The sequence below is a fragment of the Sphaerotilus sp. genome, from assembly GCF_041083715.1.
In the GTDB taxonomy this organism is placed as follows: domain Bacteria; phylum Pseudomonadota; class Gammaproteobacteria; order Burkholderiales; family Burkholderiaceae_C; genus Sphaerotilus.
This window is the reverse complement of the sequence record NZ_JBFPGY010000153.1, coordinates 1-24,442: the sequence shown is the minus strand read 5'-3', so window position 1 is coordinate 24,442 and position 24,442 is coordinate 1. Positions and strand designations below refer to the sequence as shown.

General features: G+C 69.0%; 26 protein-coding genes. 12 read left to right on the top strand and 14 right to left on the bottom strand.

Features of this window, described 5'->3' with window-relative positions; genetic code table 11:
* Positions 1 to 128 precede the first annotated feature (128 nt).
* Genes AB3X43_RS07045 through AB3X43_RS07035 form a run of 3 tightly spaced genes read left to right on the top strand, consistent with a single transcriptional unit; the run spans position 129 to position 2,735 of the window.
* Positions 129 to 1,133 (top strand): LysR family transcriptional regulator, encoded by a 1,005-nt coding sequence (locus AB3X43_RS07045; protein ID WP_369429148.1) that lies wholly within the window; start codon positions 129 to 131, stop codon positions 1,131 to 1,133.
* Complete coding sequence (locus AB3X43_RS07040; RefSeq protein WP_369429147.1) at positions 1,123 to 1,476, top strand: hypothetical protein; 354 nt, start codon at positions 1,123 to 1,125, stop codon at positions 1,474 to 1,476. The genes AB3X43_RS07045 and AB3X43_RS07040 overlap by 11 nt, the downstream gene beginning before the upstream one ends.
* Positions 1,473 to 2,735 (top strand): lytic murein transglycosylase, encoded by a 1,263-nt coding sequence (locus AB3X43_RS07035; protein ID WP_369429146.1) that lies wholly within the window; start codon positions 1,473 to 1,475, stop codon positions 2,733 to 2,735. The genes AB3X43_RS07040 and AB3X43_RS07035 overlap by 4 nt, the downstream gene beginning before the upstream one ends.
* Here AB3X43_RS07035 and AB3X43_RS07030 read toward each other — a convergent pair.
* Positions 2,695 to 2,865, bottom strand: a complete 171-nt coding sequence (locus AB3X43_RS07030; protein ID WP_369429160.1) for a hypothetical protein — start codon at positions 2,863 to 2,865, stop codon at positions 2,695 to 2,697. The two genes, AB3X43_RS07035 and AB3X43_RS07030, sit on opposite strands and share 41 nt — an antisense overlap.
* Positions 2,866 to 2,944: 79 nt before the next feature.
* Here AB3X43_RS07030 and AB3X43_RS07025 point away from each other — a divergent pair, with 79 nt between their 5' ends.
* The 3 genes from AB3X43_RS07025 to AB3X43_RS07015 all read left to right on the top strand — a co-directional run bounded on the left by AB3X43_RS07025 (position 2,945) and on the right by AB3X43_RS07015 (position 4,639).
* Positions 2,945 to 3,325: a hypothetical protein gene (locus tag AB3X43_RS07025; protein ID WP_369429145.1), complete on the top strand. Its 381-nt coding sequence runs from the start codon at positions 2,945 to 2,947 to the stop codon at positions 3,323 to 3,325.
* Positions 3,322 to 4,170 carry a PA4780 family RIO1-like protein kinase gene (locus tag AB3X43_RS07020; RefSeq protein WP_369429144.1) on the top strand — a complete coding sequence of 283 codons (849 nt, stop codon included), beginning with the start codon at positions 3,322 to 3,324 and terminating at the stop codon, positions 4,168 to 4,170. Before AB3X43_RS07025 ends, AB3X43_RS07020 begins: the two co-directional genes overlap by 4 nt.
* A 79-nt stretch (positions 4,171 to 4,249) precedes the next feature.
* Positions 4,250 to 4,639 carry a signal peptide protein gene (locus AB3X43_RS07015; RefSeq protein ID WP_369429143.1) on the top strand — a complete coding sequence of 130 codons (390 nt, stop codon included), beginning with the start codon at positions 4,250 to 4,252 and terminating at the stop codon, positions 4,637 to 4,639.
* Between the two features lie 42 nt (positions 4,640 to 4,681).
* Here the strand turns inward: AB3X43_RS07015 and AB3X43_RS07010 are convergent, their stop codons facing one another.
* The 3 genes from AB3X43_RS07010 to AB3X43_RS07000 form a co-directional block, all read right to left on the bottom strand.
* Positions 4,682 to 6,730: a cache domain-containing protein gene (locus AB3X43_RS07010; protein ID WP_473965076.1), complete on the bottom strand. Its 2,049-nt coding sequence runs from the start codon at positions 6,728 to 6,730 to the stop codon at positions 4,682 to 4,684.
* Between the two features lie 124 nt (positions 6,731 to 6,854).
* Positions 6,855 to 8,126 carry a DEAD/DEAH box helicase gene (locus AB3X43_RS07005; RefSeq protein ID WP_369429141.1) on the bottom strand — a complete coding sequence of 424 codons (1,272 nt, stop codon included), beginning with the start codon at positions 8,124 to 8,126 and terminating at the stop codon, positions 6,855 to 6,857.
* Positions 8,127 to 8,168: 42 nt separating this feature from the next.
* Positions 8,169 to 9,257, bottom strand: coding sequence for a BMP family ABC transporter substrate-binding protein (locus AB3X43_RS07000; protein ID WP_369429140.1), 1,089 nt, complete (start codon positions 9,255 to 9,257; stop codon positions 8,169 to 8,171).
* A gap of 160 nt (positions 9,258 to 9,417) precedes the next feature.
* Between AB3X43_RS07000 and AB3X43_RS06995 the strand changes: the two genes are divergently transcribed.
* A complete protein-coding gene (locus AB3X43_RS06995) occupies positions 9,418 to 9,837 on the top strand; it encodes a hypothetical protein (RefSeq protein WP_369429139.1) in 420 nt (139 codons plus the stop codon).
* A 19-nt stretch (positions 9,838 to 9,856) separates the two neighbouring features.
* Here the strand turns inward: AB3X43_RS06995 and AB3X43_RS06990 are convergent, their stop codons facing one another.
* Positions 9,857 to 10,927 (bottom strand): adenosine deaminase, encoded by a 1,071-nt coding sequence (locus AB3X43_RS06990; protein WP_369429138.1) that lies wholly within the window; start codon positions 10,925 to 10,927, stop codon positions 9,857 to 9,859.
* 110 nt (positions 10,928 to 11,037) lie between these two features.
* On the opposite strand from AB3X43_RS06990, the gene AB3X43_RS06985 reads away from it, so the two are divergent.
* The 5 genes from AB3X43_RS06985 (at position 11,038) to AB3X43_RS06965 (ending at position 16,440) form a co-directional block, all read left to right on the top strand.
* A complete protein-coding gene (locus AB3X43_RS06985) occupies positions 11,038 to 12,111 on the top strand; it encodes an efflux RND transporter periplasmic adaptor subunit (RefSeq protein ID WP_369429137.1) in 1,074 nt (357 codons plus the stop codon).
* 50 nt (positions 12,112 to 12,161) lie between these two features.
* A complete protein-coding gene (locus AB3X43_RS06980) occupies positions 12,162 to 15,380 on the top strand; it encodes an efflux RND transporter permease subunit (RefSeq protein ID WP_369429159.1) in 3,219 nt (1,072 codons plus the stop codon).
* A 2-nt stretch (positions 15,381 to 15,382) separates the two neighbouring features.
* Positions 15,383 to 15,607 (top strand): YgaP family membrane protein, encoded by a 225-nt coding sequence (locus tag AB3X43_RS06975; protein ID WP_369429136.1) that lies wholly within the window; start codon positions 15,383 to 15,385, stop codon positions 15,605 to 15,607.
* A gap of 61 nt (positions 15,608 to 15,668) precedes the next feature.
* The gene (locus AB3X43_RS06970; RefSeq protein WP_369429135.1) at positions 15,669 to 15,959 is read left to right on the top strand and encodes a metal-sensing transcriptional repressor; all 291 of its coding nucleotides are present in this window, start codon (positions 15,669 to 15,671) and stop codon (positions 15,957 to 15,959) included.
* A gap of 34 nt (positions 15,960 to 15,993) precedes the next feature.
* A complete protein-coding gene (locus AB3X43_RS06965) occupies positions 15,994 to 16,440 on the top strand; it encodes an OsmC family protein (RefSeq protein ID WP_369429134.1) in 447 nt (148 codons plus the stop codon).
* Positions 16,441 to 16,455: 15 nt separating this feature from the next.
* Here AB3X43_RS06965 and AB3X43_RS06960 read toward each other — a convergent pair whose 3' ends face one another.
* The 9 genes from AB3X43_RS06960 to AB3X43_RS06920 form a co-directional block, all read right to left on the bottom strand.
* Positions 16,456 to 16,596 carry a hypothetical protein gene (locus AB3X43_RS06960; protein ID WP_369429133.1) on the bottom strand — a complete coding sequence of 47 codons (141 nt, stop codon included), beginning with the start codon at positions 16,594 to 16,596 and terminating at the stop codon, positions 16,456 to 16,458.
* Between the two features lie 74 nt (positions 16,597 to 16,670).
* Complete coding sequence (locus AB3X43_RS06955; protein WP_369429132.1) at positions 16,671 to 16,994, bottom strand: c-type cytochrome; 324 nt, start codon at positions 16,992 to 16,994, stop codon at positions 16,671 to 16,673.
* Between the two features lie 80 nt (positions 16,995 to 17,074).
* Positions 17,075 to 18,097: a class II fructose-bisphosphate aldolase gene (fba, locus tag AB3X43_RS06950; protein ID WP_369429131.1), complete on the bottom strand. Its 1,023-nt coding sequence runs from the start codon at positions 18,095 to 18,097 to the stop codon at positions 17,075 to 17,077.
* 31 nt (positions 18,098 to 18,128) lie between these two features.
* A complete protein-coding gene (locus AB3X43_RS06945; RefSeq protein WP_369429130.1) occupies positions 18,129 to 18,911 on the bottom strand; it encodes an HAD-IA family hydrolase in 783 nt (260 codons plus the stop codon).
* Positions 18,908 to 19,606, bottom strand: a complete 699-nt coding sequence (gene gph / locus AB3X43_RS06940; RefSeq protein ID WP_369429129.1) for a phosphoglycolate phosphatase — start codon at positions 19,604 to 19,606, stop codon at positions 18,908 to 18,910. The genes AB3X43_RS06945 and gph overlap by 4 nt, the downstream gene beginning before the upstream one ends.
* Complete coding sequence (gene tkt / locus AB3X43_RS06935; protein ID WP_369429128.1) at positions 19,603 to 21,624, bottom strand: transketolase; 2,022 nt, start codon at positions 21,622 to 21,624, stop codon at positions 19,603 to 19,605. Before tkt ends, gph begins: the two co-directional genes overlap by 4 nt.
* A 21-nt stretch (positions 21,625 to 21,645) precedes the next feature.
* A complete protein-coding gene (locus tag AB3X43_RS06930; protein ID WP_369429127.1) occupies positions 21,646 to 22,530 on the bottom strand; it encodes a phosphoribulokinase in 885 nt (294 codons plus the stop codon).
* A gap of 70 nt (positions 22,531 to 22,600) precedes the next feature.
* Complete coding sequence (locus AB3X43_RS06925) at positions 22,601 to 23,701, bottom strand: class 1 fructose-bisphosphatase (protein ID WP_369429126.1); 1,101 nt, start codon at positions 23,699 to 23,701, stop codon at positions 22,601 to 22,603.
* 52 nt (positions 23,702 to 23,753) lie between these two features.
* Positions 23,754 to 24,442: AAA family ATPase (locus tag AB3X43_RS06920; protein ID WP_369429125.1), on the bottom strand; the 689-nt coding region annotated here is incomplete at its 5' end.

Sequence of the window (24,442 nt, the reverse complement as noted above, 5' to 3'; positions counted from 1 at the left end):
GACTCCTTAGGGTTAACCCTTGGTGAACCGAAGTATGGGGTAAACCCTAGATATGCCGTTAGGTCTTTTTGTGAATCCTTGATATTCGAATGATGAATGTCAAGCGATTTCTGCGGCATCATGCACGGATGAACTTCCGCACCCTCGACCTCAACCTGCTGCGCGTGTTCGACACCGTGATGGCCGAACGCAACCTCACCCGTGCGGCCGATCGCCTGGCCATGACGCAGCCCGCGGTGAGCAACGCGCTGCGGCGCCTGCGCGAGGCGGTGGGCGAGGCGCTGTTCACCCGCGCGGCGTTCGGCGTGGTGCCGACCGCACGGGCTGACGCGCTCTGGCCCGAGGTGCGCACGGCGCTGGCGCAGTTGCGCCACGTCTTCGAGCCAACCGACTACGACCCGGTCCACCAGCCGCGCACCTTCGCGCTGGCGATGGCGGACGCGGCCTCGGCGCTGCTGCTGCCGCCGCTGGTGCAGCGCCTGCAGGAACAGCGTGCGCTGGCCGATTTGCGCGTGCTGCCGCTGATCACACGCGACCCGACCCCGCTGCTCGACCGCGGCGAGGCGGATCTGGCGATCGGGCACTTTCCGGAGCTGGTGTCGCGGCAGGTCACGCTCGGCGCCAACGCACCGCTGCGCCACCAGCGGATCGACGAGAGCGAACACGTCTGCGTGATGCGGCGCGGGCATCCGCTGGAGGCGGTCGAGCTGACGCTGGAGGACTACTGCGCCGCCGAGCACCTGCTGGTCAGCTTCTCCGGGCGGGCGCACGGGCAGGTCGACGAAGCGCTGGCCGGGCTGGGGAGGCAGCGGCGGGTGGTGCTGGCGGTGAACCAGTACTTCACAGCAGGACGGGTGGTCGCGCGGACGGACCTGCTGACCGTGATGCCACGCGCCTTCCTGGCGGTCACCGGTGCAGCGGAAGACCTGGTCTGCCGGCCGCTGCCGGTGCAGCTGCCGCCGCTGCAGTTGCAGATGGTGTGGCACCGGCGGCATGACATCGATCCGGCGCAGCGGTGGCTGCACCAGCAGGTGGTGGAGGCCGGCCCCGGCAACGGGGCGCCAGTGCCGAGTGATGCCTTGCGTCCTGCGCCGAACCTGCGCACGCCCGACGAGTCCTTCCATGCGCGTTGACACGACCACCATGGCCGCAGCCCCGCGTGTCATCGCCATCCACGCAGACGCTCCGCCCAAGCCGGCCTGGGGCGCACCCTGCAACGGCTGCGGCGTGTGCTGCCTGAGCGAGCCCTGCCCCATCGGCATGGTGCTGAGCGGCCGGCGCAGCGGCGCCTGTGTCGCGCTGGTGTGGGACGACCCACAGGCGCGCTACCTCTGCGGCGTGCTGGTCGGACGGCGCGACGTGCTGCCGGCCGGCTGGCGACCGCTGGGCGGCTTGCTGCAACGCGGCGCGCGGCGGATGATCGCGGCCGGTGTCGGCTGCGACTGCGACATCGAACTGGAAGACACCCCCCCATGACCTTGCCCACCTGCCTGACCATTGCGGCCTTCGCCCTGGCCGGTTCGACCGCCTTCGCCCAGACGGACGAGTTCCCCCGCTGCCTGGCGGACCTGAAACCCGCCGCACTGGCTGCGGGCGTGCGCAGCGACACCTTCGAGCGCCACACCCAGGGGCTGGTGGCCGACCTGACCGTGATCGACAAGCTGAATTTCCAGCCCGAGTTCCAGACACCGATCTGGGACTACCTCGCCGGACTGGTGGACGTCGAGCGGGTCGAACAAGGGCGCGCCCTGCTTGCGCAGCACGCCGACGTGCTCGCGCAAGTGCAGCAGCGCTACGGCGTCGATCCGGCGACCGTGGTGGCCGTGTGGGGGGTGGAGAGCAACTTCGGGCAGTCCTTCGGCCAGTACCCGCTGGTGCAGGCGCTGGGCACGCTGTCGTGCATCGGGCGGCGGCAGGGCTATTTCCGCGGCGAGCTGTTCGCCGCGCTGCGCATCCTGCAGGCCGGACACATCGCGCCGGAGCGGCTGGTCGGCTCATGGGCCGGCGCCTTCGGGCACACGCAGTTCATGCCGAGCACCTTCGAGCGGCTGGCCGTGGATTTCGACGGCGACGGCCGCCGCGACCTGATGGACAGCGTGCCGGACGCCCTGGCCTCGACCGCCCACTTTCTGGCCAAGGCCGGCTGGCAGGGCGACCGGGCGTGGGGCTGGGAGGTGCAGCTGCCAGCGGGATTTTCCGCTGCAGGACAGGGCCGCAAGAACCGGCAGCCGCTGAGCGCCTGGGCCACCGCAGGGCTGCGGCTCGCGGATGGCAGCCCCTTGCCGGCCGGCGCGGAACCCGCCGGGCTGATGACGCTGGCGGGCACCGCCGGCCCAGCCTTCCTCGTGACGCGCAACTTCGATGCGCTCTACAGCTACAACGCCGCCGAGAGCTACGGACTGGCGATCGCGCACCTGTCGGACCGGCTGCGCGGCGGCAGGCCATTCTCGACACCCTGGCCGACCGACGACGCCGGCCTGTCGCGCGCCGAGCGGCGCGAGGTGCAGGCCTTGCTGTCAGCCCGTGGTCACGGCATCGGCGAGATCGACGGCGTGCTCGGCGACCGCAGCAAGGCCGCGGTGCGCGCCGAGCAGGCCCGCCTCGGACACGAGGTCAACGGGCGGGCCGGTCAGCGGCTGCTGCAGGCGCTGCGGGCCGAGGCCGTCCCGGCGGCACCCGCAGCGTCCGAGCCGGTCACGCCTTCTTCTTCGAGCGATCCGGCACGACCGTCGTGACCGTGGGACGCACCGGGTCGGACGACATCGGCTTGGGCGGCGAGGTGTCCTTCTTCGGTTTCTTGGCTTCCTTGCTGCTGCGCTGGCCTTTGGGCATGGTGATCTCCGATCGATACAGGGTGGGGTTCATGGCGCGGCGATAGTGCCGGTCATGGGGCTATCGTACGCTGCCCGCGACGCGGCGCCCGGGATCGGTCACAGTGACGGCCATGCCCTCCGAAGCCTCCACCACCGCACTCGCCGACGCACTCCGGGAAGCCCGCCTTCTCGCCGCTGCCCGCCCGTGGACCATCCCCACGCCCGCCACCGAAGCCGAAGCCGTGCAACTGCTCGCGCTGCTCGCCGCCGATGCGGCGCTGCCCGCCCCCGACATCGAAGCACAGCCGGATGGTGCACTCCATTTCACGTGGGAAGCGGGCGAGCGCGGCTGGGCCACGCTGTCGGTGGATGGCCATGCCCGGCTGACCCACAGTGCCGTGATCGACGGCGACGAGTACACGCTGGCCGAACCCTGGGACGCCCACGCAGGCGCCCTCACCGACTGGGCGGCCGAGGTGCTGCGGCGCCTGTGGCGCAAAATCGGCCCATGAAACCACCCAAAAGACTGCAATCGCTGATCGAGGAAGGTCTCATCGACACGGTCGTGCGCCAATTGATGAGCGGCAAGGAAGCCACGGTCTACGTCGTGCGCAGCGGCGAGGACACGCGCTGCGCCAAGGTCTACAAGGAGGCGACCAACCGCAGCTTCCGCCAGGCCGTGGACTACACCGAAAACCGCAAGGTCAAGAACACCCGCCAGGCCCGCGCCATGGCCAAGGGCACCCGCTTCGGCCGCGAGGCGACGGAGGCAGCGTGGCAGAGCGCCGAGGTCGATGCACTGTACCGGCTCGCCGCCGCAGGCGTGCGCGTGCCGACGCCACACCTGTTCCTGGACGGCGTGCTGCTGATGGATCTGGTGACGGATGAACACGGCGACGCCGCGCCGCGCCTCAACGATGTCGAGTTCACCCCGGCCGATGCCCGCCGCCACCACGCCACGCTGATCGCCGAGGTCGTGCGCATGCTGTGCGGCGCGGGGGTGGTGCACGGCGACCTGTCCGAGTTCAACATCCTGCTGGCCGCGGACGGGCCGGTGATCATCGACCTGCCACAGGCGGTGGACGCTGCCGGCAACAACCACGCGAAACGGATGCTGCTGCGCGATGTGGAGAACCTGCGCAACTTCTTCGGCCGCTTCGCGCCGGAACTGCTGCGCAGCGACTATGGGCATGAACTCTGGGCGCTGTACGAACGCGGGCTGCTGCGCACGGAAACGCCGCTGACCGGCCGCTACATCCACAAGCAAGGGCCGGTGGACGTCGGCAGCGTGGTGCGCGAGATCGATGACGCCAGGGCGGAAGACGCCGCGCGGCGCCTGCGGATCGCAGGAAACTGAGATCTCCCGTCAACCAGCGGGCATGCGCGGCGTTATGGAATGCAGGCACGTAGTTCCGTGTAACTCCCGGGAGTTCTCAGTGAAGAAAGCGTTGTTCATGCTGGTGGCTGGCTCTGTGCTGGCTGGTTCCGTCTTCGCGCAAACCGCGGCTCCGGCCACCAATGCCCTGACCAAGGCGGCTGCCGCCGCACCCGCGGCCGCTTCGGCGGTCAAGTCGGTTGCGGCCGATGTCAAGGCCGTCGTGGCCCCGACGCCTGCAGCGTCGACCGCAACACCGGCCGCGCCTGCCAAGCCTGCAGCAGCACAGCCCGCCGCAGGCGGTGGTGCCGGCAAGGTGTGGGTCAACGGCAAGGTCTACCACTGCGAAGGCACCAAGTACTACGGCAAGACCAAGAAGGGCGAGTACATGACCGAAGCCGAGGCCAAGGCCAAGGGTGCCCACGTCGTCAAGGGCCAGGTCTGCAAGTGAACCGGCCCCCAGCCGGCCCCTGAAGTGCCTGGGCGGGAGTCCTCACAGCTCCCGCTTGGCACGGGTCAGCAACGAGGCCACCTCGGTTGACACCTGCGTGAAGGCAGAGCCGGCGCCAATCAGGCGCTCGGCCTCGTCATATTGCTCACGGTTGATGGTCTGCGCGACTTCGGCGGCCGTGCGGTGGAAGGCAGCATGGCGCTCCACCAGCTCGACGAACAGCGGGCGCTGCCCCCAGCGAGCACCGCCCGGACCATGCAACCACTGACCCAGCGGACAACGATCGTCGCGGCAGAGGGTCTGCACATCCAGCTTGCCGTGCTCGGCAATGGCCGCACGCAGCCGCACCTTCCATTTCCGATGCGCCTCGATGGCGCTGGAGAAATCGAATTCGCCGACAGGCGCGGTGGAGGACTCCTTGATGCCCACCATCCCGGCCGGCAACTGGAACTGCGCCACCTCATCGACCAGCACCTGCGCCTGGTTGCGCATGGCGGTCGCGGCTGCGGCCGTCTCCTCGACCAGCGCGGCATTGTGCTGCGTGGCACGGTCCAGTTCATGGACGGCCTGGCCGATCTGCGTGATGCCGATGTTCTGCTCGCGTGCGCTGGCGGCGATGCCATCGAGCAGTTCGTTGACCTGGCGCGAGGAATCGACGATGGCGCTGATCGCCGCCCCGGCCTTGCGGACCACGGCAGTGCCCGCCTCGACCTGGCTGACACTGTTGGCGATCAGTGCGCGGATTTCGCGGGCTTCCTGCGTGCTGCGCTGCGCCAGCAGACGCACCTCGCCCGCCACCACCGCAAAGCCCCGCCCCTGCTCGCCCGCACGGGCGGCCTCGACCGCGGCGTTGAGCGCCAGCAGATTGGTCTGGAGGCTGATGCCGTCCAGCGTGCTGATGATCTCGCCGATGCGCGCCGAAGCCGAGCGGATTTCCTCCATCGTCAGGACCACTTCCGCCATCACCTGCCCGCCCTCGCTGGCAATCTCGGCGTTCTGCCGGGCGACCGCGGCAGCGGTCTCGGTGTTGGACAGCGTGTGGCTGACCGTCGCCGTGATCTCCTCCATCGACGCAGCCGACTGCTCCAGACTGACCGCAGCCTGCTCCGTGCGGTTGGACAGATCGGCCATGCCAGTGGCGATCTCATCGGTGGAGTGCACGATCTCCTGGCTGGACTGGCGCACCCGCTGGACCATGTGGCGCAGCGCGTCCTGCATGGCCCGCAGGTCATGCATCAGCTGGGCCGGTTCGTCCTTGCCCCAGGGATGCGGCGTCGTTGTCAGGTCGCCATCGGTCATCGCCCGCAGGTGGCGGCGTGTTTCGAGCAGCCCGCCATTGATGACCTTGTAGAAGCTGCAGAACAGGTATCCAGCCACGAGCAGGGTGGTCACGAGGATCGCGCCGGCCAGTTGCAGCTGCCGCGCCATCTCGGCCTGCACGTCGTCGATGTAGACGCCCGACCCGATCACCCAGCCCCAGGGTTCGAACCCCTTCACATAGGACAGTTTGTCGGAGGGTGTCTTGCTGTCCGGCTTGGGCCACTTGTAATGGACGACGCCTTCCCCGTGCTCGCGCGTGGTCTCGACGAACAGGCGAAAGATGGCCACCCCATCGGGATCGTGCAGGTTGCTGAGGTCCTGGCCGTCCAGTCGAGGCTGGATCGGGTGCATGACCATGCGGACCTGCATGTCATTGATCCAGAAGTAGTTGTTTCCGCCGTAGCGCAGCGCGGCGATCGCCTGCCGGGCGGACTGCTGTGCCTGCGCGCGGGTCAGCGTGCCGGCGCGTTCCAGCGACTGGAACCAGGCCACGATCCCATGGGCCGTCTCGACCTGCTGCCGGGTGGCCGACAGATGGGACTGCATCGACTGCTGGTACTGGCTGTACACCTGCAGGCCCAGCAGCGTCCCCAGCGGCAAGATGAGCGCCAGCGAGATGATCAGGGCCTTGGACGCAAAATTCAGGCGCCGAAACAGCCGCACGCCAGGCGCCCAGAGACCATGGTGGGCGAAAAAGCCTGAAACCCGCTCAGGCGAAGGCGTCCTGGCGGGCGCAGGCGCAAGCGCAGTGGGAGAGGCAGCAGAGGACATGGGCAGGCAGCGGTGGCAACTTGGATCGGACCGTCGGATGTTCCATCGTGCCCAGATCGCCCTGCCGTGGTGCCCGGAAAACGGCCTGTTTGCCCGCCGTCATGCCGATATCGATTGCGATGGACTACTCGCCGTCTTGCCGACCGGCCGCAGCAGCGGCAGCGGCGGCGCGCAGCTTGTCTTTCTTGCTCATCCGATGCCCCTTGATGCCGCCGGCCGCCTGGTCAGGTGTGGCCGTCTCGATCTGCTCGTAACCAGGGATCTGCTCGCGGGGAATGCGCCGCCCCTGGCGCTTCTCGATCAGGCGGAAATGCGACTCGGTCGCCGCAGTGATGAAGCTGACCGCCGTGCCCGGCTCGCCGGCGCGGCCGGTGCGACCCACGCGGTGGGTGTAGTCGTCGGCCGAGCGCGGCAGGTCGAAGTTGACGACCGCCGGCAGGCGCGGGATGTCGATGCCGCGCGCGGCCAGGTCCGTCACCACCAGCACCTGCACCTGGCCGGCACGGAAGGCGTTCAGCACCTCGGCACGCGTGCCCTGGCTGAGTTCGCCGTGCAGCGCAGCGGCGTGCAGCCCTTCGCGGCCGAGCTTGTGCGCCAGCAGCTCGGTCGCATAGCGGGTCGCGACGAACACCAGCACGCGGTCCCAGCCGCCCTCCTTGATGAGGGTGCGCAGCACGCCCGTGCGCCGGCCAGCGTCGAGCGCGATGGCACGCTCGACGATGTCGGGGTGGACGTCGTCGCCTCCGTTCTCGGCCAGGGTGGCGCTGATGTCGATGCGCGTCGGCGCGTGCAGCAGCCCGTCGGCCAGCGCCTGCACCGCGTCCGGGAAGGTCGCCGAGAAGAACAGGTTCTGCCGCTTCGCCGGCAGCAGCGCCAGCACGCGGTTCAGCTCGTCCGCAAAACCGAGGTCGAGCAGCCGGTCGGCCTCGTCGAGCACCAGCAGGCGGATCGCGTCCAGCCGCAGCGCGTTGTGGTCCACCAGATCGAGCAGCCGGCCAGGTGTGGCGACGACGATCTCCGTGCCGCCGCGCAGACCCATCATCTGCGGATTGATCGACACGCCGCCGAACAGCACCGACACCCGCGGCGGATCCGGCAGCAGCCGGGCCAGATCGCGCAGTACCTCGCCCACCTGGATCGCCAGCTCGCGGGTCGGCACCAGCACCAGCCCATGCGGCGCGCGCGGCCAGGCGCGGGGGGTCGCCATGTCTGCCTGCAGCAGCGGCAGCGCGTATGCCACCGTCTTGCCCGAGCCGGTCTGTGCAGCACCCTGCACATCGGCGCCCGACAGGGCCGCGGGAATGGCCCGGGCCTGGATGGGCGTCGGCGCGGTGAAGCCGAGTTCGCGGACGGCGCGGACCAGTGCCGGGTTCAGGCCAAGGGAAGCGAATGACATGGGGGTCCAGGGAGTGAGGGGGCGATTGTCTCAGCCTTGAACTCAGCGCCTGGGCATCTGCCCGACGACACCCTGCACGAAGAAGTCCATCTTCGCCAGCGCTTCGTCGCTCGGCACGCCGCGGCTCTGGCGGACCTGCCCGGCCTGGTCGACCAGCCTGCCCGAGAACGGGTGCACGCGCCCAGCCGCCATCGCCCGCTCGACCTCGTTCAACTGGCGCTGCACGTCGCGCGGCACCTCGTCCGAATACGGCGCCATCTGGATGGTGCGTTCGCGCACGCCGCCGATGAAGGGCTTCGGTTTCCAGGTGCCGGCGATCACCGCCTTGGCGACCGCCGTGTAGCGGGCCTCCCAATGGTGCGTGACGCTGGTGAGCTGCGCCTTCGGGGCGTAGGGGCGCATGTCGCTCTGGTAGCCGAGCAGGCGCACGCCCCTGGCCACGTTCTCCTCGGCCAGCACGGGAATGGCGGTCGAGCCACTGTGGTGGGTGAGCATGTCGGCGCCGTCGTTGATCAGCGTCTGCGCGGCTTCGCGTTCCTTGGCCGGGTCGAACCAGGTGTTGAGCCAGACGACCTTGACCTGCGCCTTCGGGTTGGCGACGCGCATGCCGAGCGTGAAGGCGTTGATGCCCTGCACCACCTCGGGGATGGGGAAACCCGCCACGTAGCCGGCCAGCCCCGTCTTGCTCATCTTGCCGGCGACCATGCCGGCGAGGTAGCGGCCCTCGTAGAAGCGGGCGTTGTAGGTGTTGACGTTGGCGCTGGTCTTGTAGCCGCCCATGTGCTCGAAGGCGACGCCGGGGAACTCCTGCGCCACCTTGAGCGCCGGCTCCAGGTAGCCGAAGCTGGTGGCGAAGATCAGCTGGTGGCCTTGCGCGGCGAGGTCGCGCATCACGCGCTCGGCATCCGCGCCCTCGGCGACGTTCTCGACGAAGGTGGTCTTCACCGCCGCACCGAGGTTCTTTTCCAGGCCGAGGCGGCCCATGTTGTGCTGGTAGGTCCAGCCGGCGGTGCCGACAGGGCTGACATAGACGAAGGCGACCTTCAGCGGGAGCTTGGCCGGGGTGGCTGCCGCCGCCAGGGGCAAGGCGGTCCAGGCGGCCAGGAGGGCACGCAGGAGGTTTTTGTACATGGTGTTCCTCGACATGGCCCGAACGGCGGGTGAAAACGACAACGCCTGCGTCGGGCGAGCAGGCGATCAGATGCACATTGTCGCAGAGCGGACAACACCACCTGTCCTCGAAACGGCCGCGTACCCCGTTGTGGAAGCATTGTCCTCACCGGAATTGACCATGACTCTGAAGCACCTTCTGGCACTGGCCGTCACGGCGGGCGCCATCGGTTCGGCTGCCGCGCAGCCGAGCGTCGGCGTGTCGATCGGCATCAACCAGCCCGGCGTCTACGGCCAGATCCACATCGGCAACCTGCCGCCGCCCGCACTGGTGGTGCCACAGCCGGTGTACGTCGAACGGGACCGCAGGGACATCCCGCCGATCTACATCTACGCGCCAGAGGCCCATCAGCGCCACTGGGGCCGCTACTGTGGCCAGTACGACGCCTGCAACCGCCCCGTGTACTTCGTGCGCGAAGAGTGGGTACGCGACCGCTATGAGAGCGAACATCCCGGCTGGGACCGCGGTCGCGGCCATGGACATGGCCGCTGGCAGGACCGGGAAGAGCGTCGCCACGGCGACCACGGCAGCCGCGACTGACCTCCCCTCCTGCGCCCGCTCAGCCGGCGTTGAACACCGCGTCGAGCTGGTGGACCCAGGCCCGTTTCTGCTCCTCGCCCGCGAAACTCGCCTCGAAGCTGTTGCGCGCGAGCTGGTAGGCGTGGCGTGCCGTCAGTTGCGGCAGCGCGGCGAAGAGTTCGACGAAGTTCTGGTTGATGTAGCCGCCGAAGTAGGCCGGATCGTCTGAGTTGACCATCGCGCACAGGCCGGCATCGAGCAGTGCCGGCAGGTTGTGGTCGGCCATTGCAGGGAACACGCAGAGCTTGACGTTCGACAGCGGGCACACCGTCAGTGGCATGCGTTCCTGGGCCAGCCGCTCGACCAGTCCGGCGTCTTCCAGACAACGCACGCCGTGGTCGATGCGCTCGGTCTTCAGCAGATCCAGCGCCTCGTGGATGTAGGCCGGCGGGCCCTCCTCGCCGGCATGGGCGACGATGTGCAGCCCAAGTTCGCGGCAACGCGCGAACACCCGCTCGAACTTGCTCGGCGGGTGGCCGACCTCGCTGCTGTCCAGCCCCACGCCGATGAAGTGGTGGCGCCAGGGCAGCGCAGCCTCCAGCGTCGCGAAGGCCTCTTCTTCGCTCAGGTGGCGCAGGAAACACAGGATCAGCTTCGCACTCACACCGAGCCCCGTGTGGGCGCGGTGCACCGCGTGGTTCAGCCCCTTGATCACCGTCTCGAACGGCACGCCACGCGCGGTGTGTGTCTGCGGGTCGAAGAAGAGTTCGGTGTGGACGACGTTGTCCGCAGCGGCTTTTTCGAGGTAGGCCCACGCCATGTCAAAGAAGTCTTCTTCCTTGAGGAGCACGCTGGCGCCGGCGTAGTAGATGTCGAGAAAGCTCTGCAGGTCCGTGAAGGCGTAGGCCGCGCGCAGGGCCTCGATGTCAGGGTACGGCAGCGTGACGCCGTTGCGCTGCGCGAGCTTGAAGATCAGTTCGGGCTCCAGCGAGCCTTCGATGTGGATGTGCAGCTCGGCCTTGGGCATGCGGCGCAGCAGCGCAGGCAGCCGGGCCGGGTCGATCGCGTCGAGCCGGGCAGTCGTCATGCCGGTCAGGAGGGCAGCAGTCATGGGCGTCTAACTCCGGGGAATGGGCAGGTGGGAATTGTCCTGCAGGGCGGCATTGGCTTGATACCCTACCCCCTATTGATATACCATGCAGGGTATCAAGGAGTCTGACCATGCGTTCCCCTGTTTCCGCCCATCCGACGAAGGTGCTGCTGGCATGGCTGGTGTCGATGCTGCTGAGCGGCATGGCCTTCCCGGCGATCGCCGCCGACAGCGCCGTGCCGACCACGGTGGTGCAGACCGGTCGGGCCGGCCGCAGCCTGGACATGGACGGCGCGGTCCAGCCCGTCAAGCAGGCGACGGTGTCGGCGCAGACGGCGGGCAACGTGCTCGCGCTGAACGTCAAGGCGGGCGACCACGTCAAGGCCGGGCAAGGACTGGCGCAGCTCGATGCCCGCGTGGCCACCGCCGGCGTGGCGCAGAGTGACGCCAGCCTTGCGCAGGCCGACGCCAATCTGCGCAACGCCCGCACCCAGCTCGACCGCACCCGCGAACTGCGCGGCCAGGGCTACATCAGCCAATCGGCGCTCGACAGCGCCGAGAACCAGTTCAAGACCGCCGAAGCCGCCGTGGCCCAGGCCCGCGCCGGCCGCAGCCAGGCGACGCTGGCGCAGGGCTTCGCCAGCGTGAACGCGCCGTTCGACGGCCTCGTGCTCGCCACCCACCTCGACGCCGGCGACCTCGCCGCGCCGGGCCGGCCGATCGTCACCGTGTACGCGCCGGGCGCGCTGCGGGCGGTGGTGCAGGTACCCGCATCGCAGGCGGTCATCGCACGCACCGCCCGGCGCATCGAGGTGCAGCTGCCCGACCAGCGCTGGGTCGCCCCGGTGAAGAAGACCGACCTGCCCACCGCCGACACCGTGTCGCAGACCGTGGAATGGCGGCTCGACCTGAGCGGGGCCGACAGCACGCTGCTGATGCCGGGCCAGACGGTGCGGGTGCGCTTCGCGGACACCGCTGCCGGCGTGGATCCGAAGGCCACGACGCTGAGCGTGCCGGACACGGCCGTGCTGCGCCGCGGCGAGCTGACCGCCGTCTACGCCGCGCAGGACCGGCAGTTCGTGCTGCGTGCCATCCGTGCCGGCACGGCCCAGGGTGGATCGACCGAAGTGCTGGCCGGCCTGAAAGCCGGCGACCGCATCGCCACCGACGCCATCCAGGCCGGCCTCGCGGGAGCCCGGCCGTGAGCACCGACCGCACCGCCACCGAAGCGCCAGCGCTTGGCATCGCCGGGCGCATGGCTGCGCAGTTCCAGAACAACGCGATCACGCCGCTGCTGGCCATCGTCGCACTGCTGCTGGGCCTGTTCGCCGTGCTGGTCACGCCGCGCGAGGAAGAGCCGCAGATCAACGTGACGATGGCCAACGTGCTGATCCCCTTCCCCGGGGCGAGCAGCGCGGACGTGCAGAACATGGTCGCCCGCCCCGCCGAGCAGGCGCTGGGCCAGATCGCCGGCATCGAGCACACCTACTCGGTGGCGCGGCCCGGCATGGCGGTGCTGACGGTGCAGTTCCAGGTCGGCGTGCCGCGCACCGAAGCGCTGGTGCGGCTCTACGACGTGCTGAACGCGAACCAGGACTGGCTGCCGCGCGACCTGGGTACCCTGCCCCCCATCGTCAAGCCCAAGGGCATCGACGACGTGCCCGTGCTCGGCGTGACGCTGTGGAGCCGGGATGAAAGCTCGGCGCTGGAGATCGAGCGCGTGGCCAGGTCGCTGGAAACCGAACTCAAGCGCGTCCCCGGCACCCGCGAGGTGCAGACCATCGGCGGCCCCGGCCAGGCGGTGCAGGTCGTGCTCGACCCGAGTCGGCTGCGCGAGCGCGGCGTCGACGTGCTGCGCCTGAAGCAGACGATCGCCGCGGCCAATCTGGCGATGCCCGCCGGCACGGTGGTCCACCGCGACGCCGCCATGCCCAACGGCGCGGCGCAGATGCTCACCATCGAGACCGGCGAGTTCCTGCGCTCGGCCGAGGATGTGGGCGAGCTGGTGGTCGGCGTGAGCAACGGCCGGCCGGTCTACCTGCGCGAAGTCGCGAAGATCGAGACCGGCGCCGCGCAGCCGCAGCACCACGTCTGGTTCACGCCCGGCGTGGCCGCGTCCGGCGCGGGCGGCGTGCATCCGGCCGTGACGATGACCGTCACCAAGAAGCCCGGCCAGAACGCGGTCGATGTGGCCCAGGCCACCCGCGCCCGCCTCGACGAGTTGCGCAACACCGTGGTGCCGGCCGGCATCGAGATGACCATCACCCGCGACTACGGTGAAACCGCCGCCGAGAAGGCCAACAAGCTGATCCAGAAGCTGGCGTTCGCGACCGGCTCGGTGATCCTGCTGGTCGGCTTCGCGCTCGGGCGGCGCGAGGCGGTGATCGTCGGCGCGGCGGTGATCCTGACGCTGACGGCCACGCTGTTCGCGTCGTGGGCCTGGGGCTTCACGCTCAACCGCGTCTCGCTGTTCGCGCTGATCTTCTCGATCGGCATCCTGGTGGACGACGCGATCGTGGTGGTCGAGAACATCCACCGCCACCAGCAGCTCCACCCGGGCCAGCCGCTGCGGGAGATCATCCCCGGCGCGGTCGATGAAGTCGGCGGCCCGACCATCCTGGCCACCTTCACGGTGATCGCCGCGCTGCTGCCGATGGCGTTCGTCTCCGGCCTGATGGGGCCGTACATGGGCCCGATCCCGATCAATTCGAGCCTCGGCATGGCGATCTCGCTGGCGATCGCGTTCTCGGTGACGCCGTGGCTCGCGGCCAAGCTGATGAAGCCGATGGATGCCGCACACGCACACGCCGAGCCGACCGGCCTCGCCGCGAAGCTGCCGACGCTGTTCCGCCGCATCCTGTCGCCGTTCCTGGAGAGTGCGGGCAAGCGCTGGCTGCTGCTGGCGGGCATCCTGGGTGCGCTGTTCCTGAGCGTCGGGCTGGCCGTGGTGCAACTGGTGGTGCTGAAGATGCTGCCGTTCGACAACAAGTCGGAGTACCAGGTGGTGGTCGAGATGCCGGCCGGCTCCGCGCTGGAGGACACCGCCGCGACGCTGCAGGACCTCGGCGCCTGGCTGGCGAAGCAACCTGAAGTGCTGAACCTGCAGGGCTACGCCGGAACGGCCAGCCCGATCACCTTCAACGGCCTGGTGCGCCAGTACGACCTGCGCGCCGACGCCGAACAGGGCGATCTGCAGGTCAACCTCGTCGACAAGCACCACCGCAGCGACAAGAGCCACGTCATCGCGCAGCGCCACCGCCCACCACTGGAGAAGATCGCCGCGGCGCACGGTGCGCGGGTGAAAGTCGTCGAAGTGCCACCCGGCCCGCCGGTGATGAGCCCGCTGGTCGCCGAGGTCTACGGCCCGGACGAGGCCGGCCGCCAGCAGCTCGCCGCGCGCATCGCCAAGGCCTTCGCCGCGACACCCGACATCGTCGGCACCGACACCTCGCTCAAGGAAGACGCGCCGCGCACCTTCCTGCGCGTGCAGCGCCAGCGGGCCGAGTCGCTCGGCATCCCGGTCGCCGCGGTCGCGCAGACCGTGCAGGGTGCGCTGTCCGGCCTGGATGCCGCTTACCTGCACGACGGCCAGAGCAAGTACCCGGTCCCCGTGCGGCTGCAACTGCCGCGCGAAGCGCAGGTCGGGCTGGACGCGCTGCTCGCACTGCCGATGCGCGCCGCGAACGGGCAACTGGTGCCGCTGAGCGAGCTGGTGCGGGTGGAGACGGCCGTCATCGACAAGCCGCTGTTCACCAAGGATCTGCAGGGCGTGAGCTACGTCTTCGGCGACATGGCGGGCCAGCTGGACTCGCCGCTGTACGGCCTGTTCGCGATCCGTCCGAAGCTGAAGGGCGCCGCACTGCCAGGCACCGGTGACCTCGGCGAATACTGGATCCACCAGCCGAGCGACCCGTACCGCCAGTACGCCGTGAAGTGGGATGGCGAGTGGCAGATCACCTTCGACACCTTCCGCGACATGGGCGCGGCCTACGGGGTCGGGCTGGTCCTGATCTACCTGCTGGTGGTGGCGCAGTTCCGCAGCTACGTGACGCCGCTGATCATCATGGCGCCGATCCCGCTGACGATGATCGGCGTGCTGCCCGGGCACGCGCTGCTGGGCGCGCAGTTCACGGCGACCTCGATGATCGGGATGATCGCGCTGGCCGGGATCATCGTGCGCAACTCGATCCTGCTGGTGGACTTCATCGAGCTGCAGGTCGCGCAAGGGATGGTGTTCAAGGACGCGGTGATGCACTCCGCCGCCGTGCGCGCGCAGCCCATCGTGCTGACGGGCCTCGCCGCCACGATCGGCGCCTTCTTCATCCTCGACGACCCGATCTTCAACGGGCTGGCGATCGCGCTGATCTTCGGGATCATGGTCTCGACACTGCTGACGCTGGTCGTGATCCCGGTCCTCTACTACGCCGTCTACCAGCGGCGCCACCCCACCCCTTCCCTCCCGCAAGGAGTCTGACCATGACCGTCGACCGCCTCATCCGCATCTTCGCGGGCAGCTTCATCCTCGTCTCGCTGGCGCTCGGCGTCGAGGGCAGTCCGCTGTTCGTCAGCCACTGGGCGCTGGCCTTCACCGCCTTCGTCGGCGCCAACCTGCTGCAGTTCGGCTTCACGAACGCTTGCCCGCTGGGGTGGCTCCTGAAAAGGCTCGGTGTGCCCGACGGCCCCTCGGCCTGCGCGCGCTGAACACGGAGCAGGGACAATGGCGCATCCGATGACCGACACGACCGCCCAAGAGGCTTGCACCATGGCCCAGCTCCAAGACGAAACCAGCCGCACCGATCTGCTCAACCGCCTCAAGCGCGCCGAGGGCCAGCTGCGCGGCATCCAGCGCATGATCGAGGCGGGCGAGCCCTGTCTCGACATCGCCAGCCAGATGGCCGCCGTGCGCAAGGCGCTCGACAGCGCCTACGTGCGCATGACGGTGTGCTTCATGCAGCAGGAACTCACGCAGCGCCTGGACCTCCAGCCCGACGGCGTCACCCAGCTCGACGCGCTGCTGGACGACATGCAGACACTGCTGGGCAAGGTGCGCTGACCATTCCCTCGCATTGCCCCTGGAATCCACCACCATGTCCGATGCCCTGAGCACCATCCACCTGACCCAGCGCCAGGACTACCAGTTCGACACCCACTTCGGTGAAGCGGTGCGTGACTTGGTGACCGACGAGCCCGAGCCCCTCGGCCACGGGCTGGGACCGTCGCCGGTGCAGCTGCTGTGTGCGGCAGTGGGCAACTGCCTGTCGGCCTCGCTGCTGTTCTCGATGCGCAAGTACAAGCTGGCGCCCGAGCCACTGTCGTGCACGGTCGAGGCCGACGTGGGCCGCAACCCCAACAAACGCCTGCGCGTGCTGCAGATGAACGCCCGGCTGACGCTGGGCGTGCCCGCGGCGACGCTGGCGCATCTGGACCGGGTACTGGAGCAGTTCGAGGCCTTCTGCACCGTCACCGAGAGCGTGCGGCAGGGGTTCCCGGTCAGCGTCGAAGTGTTCGACAGCACCGGGGCGCGGCTGAAATAAAACCAGACAGGCTGGTCAGCGCACGCCGCACGGTAGCAGCAGGTCGGTTGGTTCGATCTCTGCGTGCGGGTCCAGCTCGATCGCCACCTGCGTGCACAGCGCGCCGATGATTCTCAGCCGGATCGGGGTGGAGAGCAGCGAAAACAGCTCGGCCACCGATTCGTGGACGTTGTCAGCCTTGGGCCAGCAGCAGTCCGCTCAGACACCGACGGATCGCTGCCGTCCTCATCTCACTTGGCCCCGCCCAGAATCCAGCTTGCCAGGGTTTTGACGTCGGCATCGCTCAACGCGGCCTGCGCCGGCATCGGGATCGGCCCCCACTTGCCCGAACCGCCAGCCTTGATGCTGGCCATCACAGCCTCGACCGCGTCCTGCTTGCCTTCGTACTTCTTGGCGACCTCCTGGTAGGCAGGTCCGACCAGCTTCTTGTCCACAGCGTGGCAGGCCATGCAGGCATTTTTCTTGGCCAGTTCGAGGCTGGCGTGGGCGGTCAGCGGCGCGGCCAGCACGAGGGCGGCAGGGACCAGAGCGATCAGGGAGCGGGTCAGGGTCATGGACATTTCCTTGGAACGGACAGCAGCAGGTGGAACAACCGACCACAGTGTCGGATGTTATATCAGCATCTGCGGATATTTCATGCCATTGCAACCGGGTTTGCCAGGATCCGCCCTGCCATGCCCGCGCAGCCGAAGGCCTCGAAGCGCTGCTGGCACAGCGCCTGTGCTGCCCTGGTCGCCGCGGCCAGCGCCTTGCGCGGGTCGAACTCGGCCGGCTGCTGCGCGAAGCTGCGCCGCATCGCGCCGGTCATCACCAGCCGGATGTCGGTGTCGATGTTGACCTTGCGCACGCCGCTGCGGATGCCGCGCACGATCTCCTCGACCGGCACGCCGTAGGTCTCCTTCAGGTCACCGCCGAACTCGCGGATGATCGCCAGCCACTCCTGCGGCACGCTCGACGAGCCGTGCATCACGAGGTGCGTGTTCGGGATCGCGGCGTGGATCGCGGCGATGCGGTCGATGGCCAGAATCTCGCCAGTGGGCGGGCGGGTGAACTTGTAGGCGCCGTGGCTGGTGCCGATGGCGATCGCCAGGGCGTCAACGCCGGTGCGGGCCACGAAGTCCTTCGCCTCGGTCGGGTCGGTCAGCATCTGGTCGTGGCTGAGCTTGCCTTCGGCGCCGACCCCGTCCTCCTCGCCTGCCTCGCCGGTTTCCAGCGAACCGAGGCAGCCGAGTTCCCCCTCGACCGACACGCCCACCGCCCGCGCGATGCGGCAGACATCGGCCGTCACGCGCACGTTGTAGTCGTAGCTCGCCGGCGTCTTGGCGTCCTCCAGCAGCGAGCCGTCCATCATCACGCTGGAAAAACCCGAGCGGATCGCCTGCACGCACACCGCGGCCGAGGCGCCGTGGTCCTGGTGCAGCACGACGGGAATGTCCGGGTGCGTCTCGATCGCGGCGAGCACGAGGTGGCGCAGGTAGGCTTCACCGGCGTACTTCCGCGCCCCGGCCGACGCCTGCAGGATCACCGGGCTGTTCGTCGCCTGGGCGGCCTGCATGATCGCCTGGACCTGTTCGAGGTTGTTGACGTTGAACGCCGGCACACCGTAGTCGTGCTCGGCAGCGTGGTCGAGCAACTGGCGCAATGAGATGAGGGCCATGGGACTTGTCTCCTGGTTCAAGAATCGTGAGTCATGAAAACTGCGACACGCTGTCCATCTGGGCGTGCCAGTCGGTGAGGTCGTCGAGGCTGACGGGCTCGTCGTCACGGGCACCGTGCAGCACCGGTCGCCAGCCTGCGCGGTCGTGCAGGCCGGGGCCGATGGCGATGGAGTCGTCGAAGGTCGCCTGCTCGAAATACACGCTGCGGGTCACCACCACCGGCACCTCCGCCGCCCGCGCCGCCGCCGCGCCGACCGGCGAGTCCTCGATCGCCAGCGTCTGCAGCGGCCCGAGGCGCAGGCCGGCCAGCGCCTGCAGGTAGACCTCCGGGTCGGGCTTCTTGTGGCACACGTCCTCGCCGCAGACGATCACGTCGAACCACGCCGCCCAGCGCGCGCCGAGGTGGACCCGCAGCAGTGCCGCGACGTTGGTCCGGCTGGTCGTGGTGGCCAGCGCCATGCGCACACCACGGTCCGCGCACTGCGCCATCAGCCCGACCACGCCGGGGCGCAGCGTGATGGCGCCGCCATGGACCAGCTCGGCATAGAACTGGTTCTTGCGCTCGTGCAGGCGCCGCGCCAGCGCCTCCCGCTCGCTGAGCAAGGCCGGCGCCTCGGCGTGGATGCCCATGTCGCGCAGCAACCGCTCGCGCCCGCCGGTGACAGTCAGCAGCTCGCCATACCGCGCCACGTCCCAGCGCCACGGCAGCCCGAGCGCCTCGAACGCGAGGTTGAACGCAACGCGGTGGCCGTCACGCTCGGTCTCGGCCAGCGTGCCGTCCACATCCCAGACCACGGCAGCGAGTCGGCTCATCGTGCACTCCTCAGGTCGATCACATGGGCGGCCACCTCGGCCAGCCCAGCAAAGATCCGCTGTGGCTGCGCCGCCTCGATCGGCTCGCCGCCGTTGTAGCCATACGGCACCGCCCAGGCCGCCACCCCCGCGTTGCGGGCCGAGTCGATGTCGGTGCGCGCATCGCCGACGTGCGCGAGGCGGTCGGGGGTGACGCCCAGCCGCTGCGCCGCCTGCTGCAGCACCGCGGCGTGCGGCTTCTTCTCGGGCAGCGTGTCGCCCGCGATCAGCAGCTCCAGCCGCCCCGCCAGCCCGCACGCCTCCAGCACGCGCCGCGCATGCCGCCCTTCCTTGTTGGTCACGCAGCCCAGCCGCACGCCGTCGGCGAGCAGCGCGTCCAGCGCATCAGGCACCCCCGGGTAGGGCTGCGCCTGCGTGCCGACGGTGGCGGCGTAGTGCCGGTCGAGCCGCGGCAGCACCTCGTCCGCGAGCAGGCGCCCGACCAGCGCCGGCTGCTCGGCCTGCAGGCGCTGCAGCACCTGGGTCATCAAGGGGTGCAGGCCGTGGCCGATCAGGTTCGTGATCTCGTCCAGCGGGCGCGGGGCGAGGCCGAGGTCCACCAGCGTGCGGTTCACCGCTTCGGCGATTTCCGAGGCGGTGTCGACCAGCGTGCCATCGAGGTCGAAGGTCACCGCGTCGATGCGCAGTGCGTTCATGGCCGGACCTGCTGCACGACCAGTTCGACCAGCGCTTCGACCGTCAGCCCGACGTGTTCGAACACCGCTGCCGCCGGCCCCGACTCGCCGAAGCGGTCGACACCGAGCGCAGCGATACAGCCGTACTGCCCCCACCAGCGCGAGACACCCGCCTCGACCCCGATGCGCGGCAGCCCGGCGCCGAGCACCTCGCGCCGCCACGCCGCGTCCTGCCGGTCGAACACCGTGGTCGACGGGATCGACACCACGCGCACCGGCACGCCCAGCGCGTCCAGCTGCTGCTGCGCCGCCACCGCCATGCCGACTTCGGAGCCGGTCGCCAGGATCACCGCCCGCATGTCCGCCCGGTCGCTCAGCACGTAGCCGCCGCGGCGGATCTCCAGCACCTGCGCCGGTGTGCGCGGCTGCGCTGGCAGGTTCTGGCGCGACAGCAGCAGCGCGCTCGGCCGGTCGGCTTGCGCCAGCGCCTGCACCCAAGCCACCGCCGTCTCCGCCTCGTCACACGGGCGCCAGACATCCAGGTTCGGGATCAGGCGCAGGCTGGCCGCGTGCTCGACCGGCTGGTGCGTCGGGCCGTCTTCGCCGAGGCCGATCGAGTCGTGCGTGAAGATGTGGATGACGCGCTGCTTCATCAGCGCGGCCATGCGCACGGCGTTGCGGCTGTAGTCACTGAAGGTCAGGAAGGTGCCGCCGTAGGGGATGTAGCCGCCGTGCAGCGCCAGGCCGTTCATGACCGCGGCCATGCCGAACTCGCGCACGCCGTAGTGGATGTGGCGCCCTTCGACATGGCCGCCCTTCACCGCGCCGCAGCCGGGGAAGTCGGTCAGGTTCGAGCCGGTCAGGTCGGCCGAGCCGCCGAGCAGTTCGGGGATGCACAGGGCGAGTTGCGCCAGCACCTTCTGCGAGGCCTTGCGCGAAGCGACATTCTCAGCGGACTGGCCGAAGCGGACCAGCGTTTCTGCCATTGTCTCGGCGAAGTCCGCCGGCAACGCGCGCTGCAGCACGCGGCGCTCGAACTCGGCCGCGAGCTGCGGGTGTTCGCTTCGGTAGGCATCGAAGCGCTGCCGCCAGCCGCGGTGGGCGGCTTGGCCGTTTTCGCGTGCGTCCCAGGCCATCCGCACCGCGTCAGGGATCTCGAACGGTGCATGCGGCCAGCCGATCGCCGCGCGGGTCAGCGCGATCTCGGCCGCGCCGAGCGGCTCGCCGTGCGCCTTGGCGGTGTCGGCGCGGTTGGGCGAGCCCTGGCCGATACGGGTCCTGCAGATGATGAGCGTCGGGCGCTGCGCACTAACCCGGGCGCGGGCCAGCGCGGTGTCGACCAGCGCCACGTCATGGCCGTCGATCGGGCCGATCACGTCCCAGCCGCAGGCACGGAAACGTGCGGCGGTGTCGTCGGCGAACCAGCCCTGCACGGGGCCATCGATCGAGATGCCGTTGTCGTCGTAGAGCGCGACCAGCTTGTTCAGCTGCCACACACCGGCCAGCGAGATCGCCTCCTGGCTGATGCCTTCCATCAGGCAGCCGTCGCCGTGGAAGACGTAGGTGTGGTGGTCGACGATGGCGTGGCCGGGGCGGTTGAACTCGCGCGCCAGCAGCTTCTCGGCGAGCGCGAAGCCAACCGCGTTGGTCAGGCCCTGGCCGAGCGGGCCGGTGGTGGTCTCGACGCCGGGCGTGTGACCGACTTCCGGGTGGCCCGGGGTGCGGCTGCCGAGCTGGCGGAAGGCTTTCAGGTCGTCGATCGAGAGGTCGTAGCCGGTCAGGTACAGCAGCGCGTACAGCAGCATCGACGCATGGCCGTTCGACAGCACGAAGCGGTCGCGGTCAGGCCAGTGCGGATCACCCGGGTCGTGGCACAGGTGGCGCGACCAGAGCGCCACCGCCATCTCGGCCATGCCCATCGGAGCGCCGGGGTGGCCGGAGTTGGCGCGCTGGACCGCGTCCATCGAGAGGGCGCGCAGGGCGTTGGCCATGTCGGCCGGGGTGGCCGGAGTAGCCGGCGTAAAGGTCGTCGTGGTCATGGTTGGTGTCCTTTCAGGGGTTCACAGGACACCGAGCGCGCGCTTGCGCCGGTCCATCATCCGCCAGATGAAGGGCGTGAAGATCAACTGCATCGCCAGCTCCATCTTTCCGCCCGGCACCACGATCGTGTTGGCGCGCGACATGAACGAGTCCTTGATCATGTTCATGAGGTACTGGAAATCGATGCCCTTCGGGTTGGCGAAGCGGATCACGCAGATGCTCTCGTCCGGCGAGGGAATGTCCCGGGCGATGAACGGGTTCGAGGTGTCCACCACCGGCACGCGCTGGAAGTTGACGTGCGTGTGCGCGAACTGCGGGCAGATGTAGTTCACGTAGTCCGGCATGCGGCGCAGGATGGTGTCGGTCACCGCCTCGGCCGAGTAGCCCCGCACGTTCTTGTCGCGGTAGAGCTTCTGGATCCACTCCAGGTTGATCACCGGCACCACGCCGATCAGCAGGTCCGGGTGCTGCGCGATGTTGACCTCGGGCGTCACCACGGCGCCGTGCAGGCCCTCGTAGAACAGCAGGTCGGTGTGATCCGGCAGGCGCTCCCAGGCGGTGAAGGTGCCTGGCTCCTGCTTGTACGGCGCGGCCTCGCCCGGGTCGTGCAGGTACTTGCGGCGCATGCCGTTGCCGGTCTCGCCGTAGCTGCGGAAGAGCTGCTCCAGCTCGGGGAAGAGGTTGTTCTCCGGGCCGAAGTGGCTGAAGTTCTTGTTCCCAGCGGCTTCGGCTTCGGCCTGGCGGGCGCGCATGGCCTTGCGGTCGTGGCGGTGGAAGCTGTCGCCTTCGATGATCGCGGCGCGCACGTTCTCGCGGCGGAAGATGTTCTCGAAGGTGCGCGTCACCGACGAGGTGCCGGCACCGGACGAGCCGGTGATGGCAATGATGGGGTGGCGTTCGGACATGGCAGGTCTCCTGGATCTCATTCGAATGGGGCGCGGGGCAAACGCTGCCCGGCTGCGGCTGCGCGGCGGTTCAGCTACGGAACAGGCTGCGTTCGCTGAACAGCGGGTTGTGCAACTCGCTCGGTGGTGGATCCCGGTGGTAGCGCTCGATGCGCTCGACCTCATGCTTCGAGCCGAAGACCAGCCCGATGCGCTGGTGCAGCGACGACGGCGCCACGCCCAGCATCGGCTGCCGCCCGGTCGAGGCGCGCCCACCGGCCTGCTCGATCAGGAAGCCGACCGGGTTGGCCTCGTACAGCAGCCGCAGCCGGCCCGGCTTGCTCACGTCCTTGGTGTCGCGCGGGTAGAGGAACACGCCACCGCGCATCAGGATGCGGTGCGCCTCGGCCACCATCGAGGCGATCCAGCGCATGTTGAAATCCTTGCCCCGCGGCCCCGGCGCGCCGGCCAGGCACTCGTCCACGTAGCGCTTGACCGGCGGCTCCCAGAAGCGCGCATTCGAGGCGTTGATCGCGAACTCGTGCGTGTCTTCGGGCACCCGGACGTTGGCATGCGTCAGCATGAACTCGCCCAGGTTCGGGTTCAGCGTGAAGCCCGCCACGCCGTTGCCGACACTGAGCATGAACATCGTCGTCGGGCCATAGAGCGCATAGCCGGCGGCGATCTGCGCGGCGCCCGGCTGCAGGAAATCGGCCTCGACCACATCGCGCCCGCTGTCGATCACGTCCTGCGGCGCACGCAGGATCGAGAAGATGCTGCCCACCGACACGTTGACGTCGATGTTGGACGAGCCGTCGAGCGGATCGAACACCAGCAGGTACTTGCCGCGCAGGTGCTCGGCGGGGATCTGCCAAGGCTGCTCCATCTCCTCGGACGCCATACCGGCCAGGCAACCCGACCACTCGTTGCGGCGCAGGAAGACCTCGTTGCTCAGCACGTCGAGCTTCTTCTGCTCCTCGCCCTGCACATTGACCGCCCCGCCCTGCACCGCCGCGGCGTCCACCCCGCCCATCGCGTCGCCCAGTTCGCCGAAGGCGACGGCCCGGGCAATCGCCTTGCAAGCCAGCGCGACATCAAGGATCAGCGCATTCAGCGCGCCACTGGCGTTCGGGAAGCGGCGGCGCTCCTCGATCAGGTACTGGGTCAGCGTGGACCGGTTGGACAAGGGCATGCAGGTCTCCTCTTAAAGCAGGGATGTCGGTGTTCGAGTTCGTGTCGTGACTTCAGGGATTCGGTGCCAGGGCGCCGGCCATGCCGAAGACCCGGCTGCCCGAGAAGTCGGTCGCGGCCAGTGTGGTCAGCACCTCGGCGTCCAGCTCCCGGTCTGGCTCGGCGTAGAGCCGGCTGGCCTGGCGCAGGCGGGCGCGGTCGAGCGCATTGCGCACGCTGCGGGCGTTGGCGAAATGCGGCTGCTGCAGGCGCAGCGCCAGGTAGTGGGCGAAGGTCTCGCGGGCCTGGTCCCCGAAGCGGTAGTGCTGCGCGGCCAGCATCCGGTCGGCGATCGCCAGCAGTTCATCGGCGCTGTAGTCGGGAAAATCGAGGTGGTGGGCAATGCGACTGCTCATGCCCGGGTTGGACTGGAAGAAGGTGTCCATCCGGTCCTTGTAGCCCGCCAGGACCACCACGAGGTCGTCGCGCTGGTTCTCCATCACCTGGAGCAGGATCTCGATGGATTCCTGTCCGTAGTCGCGTTCGTTTTCGGGGCGGTACAGGTAATAGGCCTCGTCGATGAAGAGCACGCCCCCCATGGCCTTCTTCAGCACCTCGCGGGTCTTCGGCGCCGTATGGCCGATGTACTGGCCGACCAGGTCGTCCCGCGTCACGGCGACCAGATGCCCCTTGCGGATGTAGCCGAGCCGGTGAAGGATGGTGGCCATGCGCAGCGCCACCGTCGTCTTGCCCGTGCCGGGGT

Coding starts and splice junctions, on each gene's coding strand:
- AB3X43_RS07045 (WP_369429148.1), top strand. CDS start 129: ATGAACTTCCGCACCCTCGACCTCAACCTGCTGCGCGTGTTCGACACC.
- AB3X43_RS07040 (WP_369429147.1), top strand. CDS start 1,123: ATGCGCGTTGACACGACCACCATGGCCGCAGCCCCGCGTGTCATCGCC.
- AB3X43_RS07035 (WP_369429146.1), top strand. CDS start 1,473: ATGACCTTGCCCACCTGCCTGACCATTGCGGCCTTCGCCCTGGCCGGT.
- AB3X43_RS07030 (WP_369429160.1), bottom strand. CDS start 2,865: ATGAACCCCACCCTGTATCGATCGGAGATCACCATGCCCAAAGGCCAG.
- AB3X43_RS07025 (WP_369429145.1), top strand. CDS start 2,945: ATGCCCTCCGAAGCCTCCACCACCGCACTCGCCGACGCACTCCGGGAA.
- AB3X43_RS07020 (WP_369429144.1), top strand. CDS start 3,322: ATGAAACCACCCAAAAGACTGCAATCGCTGATCGAGGAAGGTCTCATC.
- AB3X43_RS07010 (WP_473965076.1), bottom strand. CDS start 6,730: ATGTCCTCTGCTGCCTCTCCCACTGCGCTTGCGCCTGCGCCCGCCAGG.
- AB3X43_RS07005 (WP_369429141.1), bottom strand. CDS start 8,126: ATGTCATTCGCTTCCCTTGGCCTGAACCCGGCACTGGTCCGCGCCGTC.
- AB3X43_RS07000 (WP_369429140.1), bottom strand. CDS start 9,257: ATGTACAAAAACCTCCTGCGTGCCCTCCTGGCCGCCTGGACCGCCTTG.
- AB3X43_RS06995 (WP_369429139.1), top strand. CDS start 9,418: ATGACTCTGAAGCACCTTCTGGCACTGGCCGTCACGGCGGGCGCCATC.
- AB3X43_RS06990 (WP_369429138.1), bottom strand. CDS start 10,927: ATGACTGCTGCCCTCCTGACCGGCATGACGACTGCCCGGCTCGACGCG.
- AB3X43_RS06985 (WP_369429137.1), top strand. CDS start 11,038: ATGCGTTCCCCTGTTTCCGCCCATCCGACGAAGGTGCTGCTGGCATGG.
- AB3X43_RS06980 (WP_369429159.1), top strand. CDS start 12,162: ATGGCTGCGCAGTTCCAGAACAACGCGATCACGCCGCTGCTGGCCATC.
- AB3X43_RS06975 (WP_369429136.1), top strand. CDS start 15,383: ATGACCGTCGACCGCCTCATCCGCATCTTCGCGGGCAGCTTCATCCTC.
- AB3X43_RS06970 (WP_369429135.1), top strand. CDS start 15,669: ATGGCCCAGCTCCAAGACGAAACCAGCCGCACCGATCTGCTCAACCGC.
- AB3X43_RS06965 (WP_369429134.1), top strand. CDS start 15,994: ATGTCCGATGCCCTGAGCACCATCCACCTGACCCAGCGCCAGGACTAC.
- AB3X43_RS06955 (WP_369429132.1), bottom strand. CDS start 16,994: ATGACCCTGACCCGCTCCCTGATCGCTCTGGTCCCTGCCGCCCTCGTG.
- fba (WP_369429131.1), bottom strand. CDS start 18,097: ATGGCCCTCATCTCATTGCGCCAGTTGCTCGACCACGCTGCCGAGCAC.
- AB3X43_RS06945 (WP_369429130.1), bottom strand. CDS start 18,911: ATGAGCCGACTCGCTGCCGTGGTCTGGGATGTGGACGGCACGCTGGCC.
- gph (WP_369429129.1), bottom strand. CDS start 19,606: ATGAACGCACTGCGCATCGACGCGGTGACCTTCGACCTCGATGGCACG.
- tkt (WP_369429128.1), bottom strand. CDS start 21,624: ATGACCACGACGACCTTTACGCCGGCTACTCCGGCCACCCCGGCCGAC.
- AB3X43_RS06930 (WP_369429127.1), bottom strand. CDS start 22,530: ATGTCCGAACGCCACCCCATCATTGCCATCACCGGCTCGTCCGGTGCC.
- AB3X43_RS06925 (WP_369429126.1), bottom strand. CDS start 23,701: ATGCCCTTGTCCAACCGGTCCACGCTGACCCAGTACCTGATCGAGGAG.